We start from the raw sequence: 6,202 nt of genomic DNA, 5'->3' as shown, positions 1-6,202 counted from the left end.
CTAAATCAAGTCGGTATACCGCGACCGGAATATACTTGCGAGCAGTATCCACATCAATTGTCCGGTGGGATGAGACAACGGGTGATGATTGCAATTGCCATCGCCAATAAACCAGAGCTGCTCATTGCCGATGAGCCGACAACAGCTCTGGATGTAACCATTCAAGCACAAATACTTGGTTTAATGAACGATTTGAAAGAACAGATGAATACAGGTGTGGTATTAATTACGCACGATTTAGGTGTCGTGGCGGAGACGGCAGACCGGGTCGCGGTGATGTATGCCGGACAAATCGTTGAGATTGCAGATGTCTATACATTGTTTAATAAGCCACTGCATCCTTATACGAGATCGTTATTAAATTCCATTCCAGCTGAAGACAGTGTGCATGACGAACTCCATGTGATTCGAGGTATTGTTCCTTCATTACAACATCTGCCTCGGGAAGGGTGCCGTTTTAAAGCACGGATTCCTTGGATTAGCGAGGAAGCACACGAAGAAAATCCTGAGTTGCACGAGGTAGAGCCAGGACATTTCGTACGCTGTACCTGTTACCAACAATTTTATTTTCCTGAAGAAACAATTGAGAAGGGAGAGGCAAGTCATGGCGCTTCTTGAGGTGACCGATTTGAAGGTGCATTTCCCCATTCGAGGGGGAATTTTAAATCGTAAAATAGGGGAGATAAAAGCTGTTGACGGCGTGTCTTTTTCCATAGAAAGAGGAAAAACGTATGGTCTTGTAGGAGAGTCTGGTTCTGGAAAAACGACCACAGGAAAATCAATTATTGGTTTAAATCATATTACTTCTGGAACGGTGAAGTTTGATGGTGTAGATCTAACTGGTTTTAAATCTGAAAAGTCTGATATCCGTAAAGATATTCAAATGATATTCCAAGATCCCTATTCCTCTTTAAATGGAAAAAGACGCGTGTTGGATATTATCTCCGAACCATTACGAAATTTCGAAAAATCATCTAAAGCAGAAGAGAAGAAGCGCGTTCAGGAATTGCTTGAACGAGTGGGCTTAAGCCCAGAGAGTATACTTAAATACCCGCATCAATTTTCTGGAGGGCAGCGGCAGCGAATTGGGATTGCAAGGGCAATTGCCTTAAAGCCAAAATTAATTATCGCAGATGAACCAGTTTCCGCACTGGATGTGTCTGTGCAGGCGCAAGTACTTAATTTTATGCAAGATATTCAGAAAGATTTGAATTTAACGTACTTATTTATAAGCCATGATTTAGGGATTGTAAAGCATATGTGTGACGAAATAGGAATTATGTATAAAGGGCGCTTTGTCGAAGAAGGGACGAAAGAGGGAATTTTCAATAATCCACAACATATCTATACGAAGCGTCTTGTAGCAGCCATCCCGGATGTCAACCCTGTCAACCGTCAACGTCAGAAAGTATATCGGGAGAAGGTAGAGGAAGAGTATCAAAAAAATTATAATGATTATTTTGATCAAGAGGGCTTAGCTTATCCGTTAAGACAAATATCCCAATCACATTTAGTCGCTTTACCGCAGAAAGGTTGATACTATGTGGAAATTTATTGTTAGACGGCTGTTAATTACCATGCCACAAATTGTTTTACTAAGTATTTTAGTATTTATTATGGCACAGCTTATGCCAGGAGACGCACTATCTGGTTTAATTGATCCAAATATTGATCCAGCAGCAATTGAAGAGCAGCGGGAAAAATTAGGCTTAAACGATCCTTGGTATGTGCAATATACAGATTGGGTAACCTCAGCTATCCAAGGCGATTTGGGACAATCTTTTCGCTTTAAGATGCCAGTAACAGAATTAATTGGCCAGAGGCTTGTAAATACGTTTTGGCTAGGTTTAGCAACCTTAATTTTTACATATATTATAGCCATTCCTTTAGGCATTACAAGTGGACGTTATAACGATACATTACGTGATCAAATAATTACTGGCTATACGTACATTGGTTTTGCGACGCCATTATTTATCTTTGCCTTAGTTATGTTATGGGTGTTCGGTTATAGTCTAGGTTGGTTTCCAACTGGCGGAAGTGTAGAGCCGGGATTAGAACCAGGGTCATTTGCATATATCATGAGCAAAATCAATCATTTGTTACTGCCTGCCATATCGATGGCATTAATAACGACTGTAAATACGGTACAGTATTTGCGCAGTGAAATTATTGATACGAAACAGAAAGACTTTGTTCTTACTGCAAGAGCAAAAGGAGCTTCCGAGGCACGCGTTTATCGTCGTCACATATTCCGCAATTCCCTATTACCGGTTGCTGCTTATTTCGGTTTTGAAATAACCGGCCTCATTGGTGGAACCATCTTTATTGAAACCATTTTTAGTTATCCGGGAATGGGATTGTTATTTATGGAATCTGTGTTGCAACGGGATTACAGTGTGGTAACATCTGTTGTCTTGTTATTCGGAATTGCATCCATTCTAGGAGCGTTACTATCAGATATTATCTTAAGTCTTGTAGATCCGCGTATTCGAATAAAATAATGCTATTCAACAGTTAAACACGGAGGTGAAGCGAATTGCACTATACAGAAACAGAGTCAATGGTGACAAACGAAGAGAAAGTACCATCTTTAGCGAAAATAATTTGGCGGGAAATTGTTCGAGATAAAGTTGCGCTTATATCTTTCCTATTTATTATTCTCATTACAAGCTTTGTATATGGAATCTCTATATTTTTAAATCAGGATGAAATTGTTAGGGTAGATTTGTTTGCCATTAATGAGCCTCCTTCAGAAAATTTTTGGTTAGGTACCGATTACGGAGGAAGAGACATTTTTGGCCAGCTTATAATTGGTACGCGTAACTCTCTATCGATTGGAATTTTAGTAACACTTATGACAGGGATCATTGGGGTTACGTATGGATTAGCATCGGGTTATTTTGGTGGTACCGTAGATAATATCATGATGCGTATTGTTGATTTCTTTTTGATTTTGCCATTTTTAATGATTGTTATCGTCTTTGTGGCGATTGTACCAGAGTATAGCGTATGGACATTTTCTCTGATTATGACAGCCTTTCTCTGGATGGGCAAAGCGAGGTTAATTCGTTCAAAGGCGTTACAAGAGCGAGAGCTGGATTATGCGCAAGCTTCGAAAACGCTAGGAACTCCGCATTGGAAGATCATGTTTTTACAAGTCTTGCCGAATTTGAGTTCCTTAATTATCGTAACGATGACGTTGAATTTGGCTGCGAATATTGGTTTAGAGTCTGGATTGTCCTTTTTAGGTTTTGGTTTTCCCGAAGACACGCCAAGTCTAGGTACACTGCTTGGGTACGCAAGAAACCCGCAAACATTGGAACTAAGATGGTGGATTTGGGTACCTGCAGCTGTAATGGTGTTTTTATTAATGTTAGCTGTCCGAAATGTAGGAGAAGCACTAAAGCGAGCAACTGATGCTAAACAGCGAAGAGGATAAATAAATGTGTTGCTTACATCATATGATGTTAAGTATAGATCACGTCATGTGACGTACAAAATAAAAGGGGAGGTTATTAGATGAAAAGAAGTAGTTGGCGCATATTATTGTTTGCTATTATGTTAGGTTTCGTGCTTGCGCTAGCAGCATGTACTAGTGGGGGAGAGAAGCAGGCAGATCAAGATGAAAAGTCAGCAGAAAATGGAAAAAAGGAAGAAAAAAGTGGTGAAAAGGTCTATTCCATTGAGGATTTTAGTGTAGAAACTACCAATGAAGGCGAAGCTATCGAAGGTGGGCATTTCAAATTTGGTATTGTTACTGATACCGCCTTTGAAGGGCAATTAAATTATAATTTCTATTCGGGTGTCCCCGACTCTGAAATCATTAAATGGTTTGATGACCCACTATTATCCGCTGATGAAAAACATAATTATACCCAAGATGGTGCTGCGACCTTTGAAGTAGATGACAGTGGGAAAGTATTTACCTTTAAGATTCGTGATAATGTAAATTGGCATGATGGCAAACCTGTTACCGCTGAAGACTGGTTGTTTGCTTACGAGGTAATAGCTGATCCAGACTATACAGGGGTTCGCTATGGCTCAGATTTCACCGTTATTGAAGGTATAGAAGAATACCACAATGGAGAAGCAGATTCGATTTCAGGGATTGAAGTAGTCGATGAAAAAACATTAAAAATAACGTATAAAGAAGCATCTCCTTCTTTACTAAGCGGAGGTATTTGGCCATACGCCTTACCGAAGCATATCTTTAAAGATATTCCTGTGGCTGAAATGGCGGAGTCAGATGTGGTCCGAAAGAATCCAATTGGTTTTGGTCCGTTTAAAGTAGACAGCATTACACCAGGAGAAGCGGTTGTCCTTACGAAAAACGAAGATTATTGGCAAGGAGAGCCAAAGCTAGATAAGGTTACGGTTAAAGTCGTAAATCCAAAAACTGTTGTCCAAGCTTTGAAAACAGGCGAAGTAGATGCTGTACATGAATTCCCATCCGATCAATATCCAGATAATGCGGAGATGTCGAATGTCGAGTTTTTAGGAAATGTCGATATGGCATATACGTATATTGGCTTTAAGTTAGGTACTTGGGATAAAGAGAAAAAAGAAGTAAAACCGGACCCTAATAAGAAAATGTCAGATGTGAACTTACGTAAGGCTATGTGGCATGCCATTGATAATAATGCAGTTGGTGAAAAGTTTTATAATGGATTGCGTTGGAATGCGACGACTTTGATTCCGCCGTCACATCCGAATTTCCATGATAAAGACAATCCTGGTGTAGCTTATGATCCAGAAAAAGCCAAGAAAATTTTGGATGATGCTGGTTATAAGGATACCAATGGAGACGGTATGCGGGAAAATTCAGATGGCGAAGAGTTAGTTATTAATTTTGCGTCTATGTCAGGTGGAGAAACTGCTGAGCCAATCGCTAATTATTATATTCAAGCTTGGAAAAATGTTGGTTTAAATGTTCAATTATTAGATGGTCGCTTAATTGAGTTTAACTCGTTTTATGACCGGATAGGTCAGAACGGTGATGATGATCCAGCTATAGATATTTACCAAGCTGCTTGGAGTGTTGGAACAGATGTGGATCCAGCGGGACTATATGGACGTGATGCGCTGTTTAATTTTCCACGTTATGCTAATGAAGAAAATGATAAGTTGTTAGCAGAAGGAGTATCTGAAAAAGCAATGGATTTAAAGTACCGTCAGAAAGTATATAACGAGTGGCAACAATTGATGGTAGAAGAAATCCCTGTTATTCCGACAGTTTATCGTGCAGTTCTAGTTCCTGTTAATAAGCGAGTAATAAATTACTCTATCCAATACAATTGGGGAGATTTCCATGAGATTGCGGTAACTCAAGAAGAGACGGAGAAAGCGAAATAATTAAGTTTTTCAGGTGGGCTATTTCTATTTTACACTTTTGAAATGGCCCACCTTTCTATTGTGAATGTGACAACTCTAATAGTTGTCCTTTAATTCTTATTAGCAAGACTTAGGTTTCCTCAACACTTGACGTCAGTGCCGTAGTTTTGCTTATACTATAATCATTTATACTTATGTATGAAAATATTACCTTCTAGTGCTTTTTATGCCTCAATATGCGAGTCATGATGGTTTCCTCGGGTGAAACAAAGGCGGGAGGTGCCAGTTTAGCAAACGTAGTGAGTGAAACGAATCAACGGAGATAAAGAGAAACTTCAATTAGTAGGGTTTGTAACTCCTTTCCTGTTAATTGAAGATTCTCTTTATTTTATGCGGTGAGTCTTTCATACGACAATGAATTAAACTTAAATAAACATAATAATTTGATTATAAAGACAAATACAAGGATTTGTTTTAATAATAATATTCCCTTTTTAAAAACAGTTGATTTTAAAATATGTATACCTTATAATACGTATTATTATTTTATTTTATTTTACAAAAATTTTACACGAGTATATGTCGCTTAATAAGGAACATAATGTACTCTTCTTAAGTTAAAGTGTCAGAAAAATGAATACAAAATAATATTCATTTTTTTAAAGGTAAATTGAAAGAATTTTCAATTTACTAATGAATTATTTTTATTGTGCAAAATTTGAGGGAGGTCAACATGAGTACCAGCTTATTGAAAATCCAAAATTTAAAAACGTCTTTTCGAATAAAAGATGACTATTATGCCGCTGTGGATGATGTTTCTTTAACTGTTCATAAGAATGAGACATTGGCAATTGTTGGCGAGTCAGGT

General features: G+C 38.3%; 5 protein-coding genes. All 5 read left to right on the top strand.

Annotated features, from left to right (window positions below):
- The coding region (locus tag D1839_RS19835; RefSeq protein WP_147358305.1) for an ABC transporter ATP-binding protein at positions 1-618 on the top strand (618 nt) is incomplete at its 5' end.
- Positions 605-1,537: an ABC transporter ATP-binding protein gene (locus tag D1839_RS19830; protein ID WP_120381492.1), complete on the top strand. Its 933-nt coding sequence runs from the start codon at positions 605-607 to the stop codon at positions 1,535-1,537. The genes D1839_RS19835 and D1839_RS19830, both read left to right, overlap by 14 nt.
- Positions 1,538-1,541: 4 nt before the next feature.
- Complete coding sequence (gene opp4B / locus D1839_RS19825; protein WP_120381491.1) at positions 1,542-2,504, top strand: oligopeptide ABC transporter permease; 963 nt, start codon at positions 1,542-1,544, stop codon at positions 2,502-2,504.
- A gap of 35 nt (positions 2,505-2,539) precedes the next feature.
- Complete coding sequence (locus D1839_RS19820) at positions 2,540-3,442, top strand: ABC transporter permease (RefSeq protein WP_286164871.1); 903 nt, start codon at positions 2,540-2,542, stop codon at positions 3,440-3,442.
- A gap of 80 nt (positions 3,443-3,522) precedes the next feature.
- Positions 3,523-5,355 (top strand): oligopeptide ABC transporter substrate-binding protein, encoded by a 1,833-nt coding sequence (gene opp4A, locus D1839_RS19815; protein ID WP_120381490.1) that lies wholly within the window; start codon positions 3,523-3,525, stop codon positions 5,353-5,355.
- Positions 5,356-6,202 lie beyond the last annotated feature (847 nt).

The organism is Roseburia sp. 1XD42-34 (assembly GCF_009917385.1).
Lineage (GTDB): Bacteria > Bacillota > Bacilli > Bacillales > Amphibacillaceae > Virgibacillus.
This window is presented reverse-complemented; position numbering and strand designations above follow the sequence as displayed.

Excerpts from the sequence above, each read along its gene's own strand:
- D1839_RS19830 (WP_120381492.1), top strand. The coding sequence starts at position 605 with ATGGCGCTTCTTGAGGTGACCGATTTGAAGGTGCATTTCCCCATTCGA.
- opp4B (WP_120381491.1), top strand. The coding sequence starts at position 1,542 with ATGTGGAAATTTATTGTTAGACGGCTGTTAATTACCATGCCACAAATT.
- opp4A (WP_120381490.1), top strand. The coding sequence starts at position 3,523 with ATGAAAAGAAGTAGTTGGCGCATATTATTGTTTGCTATTATGTTAGGT.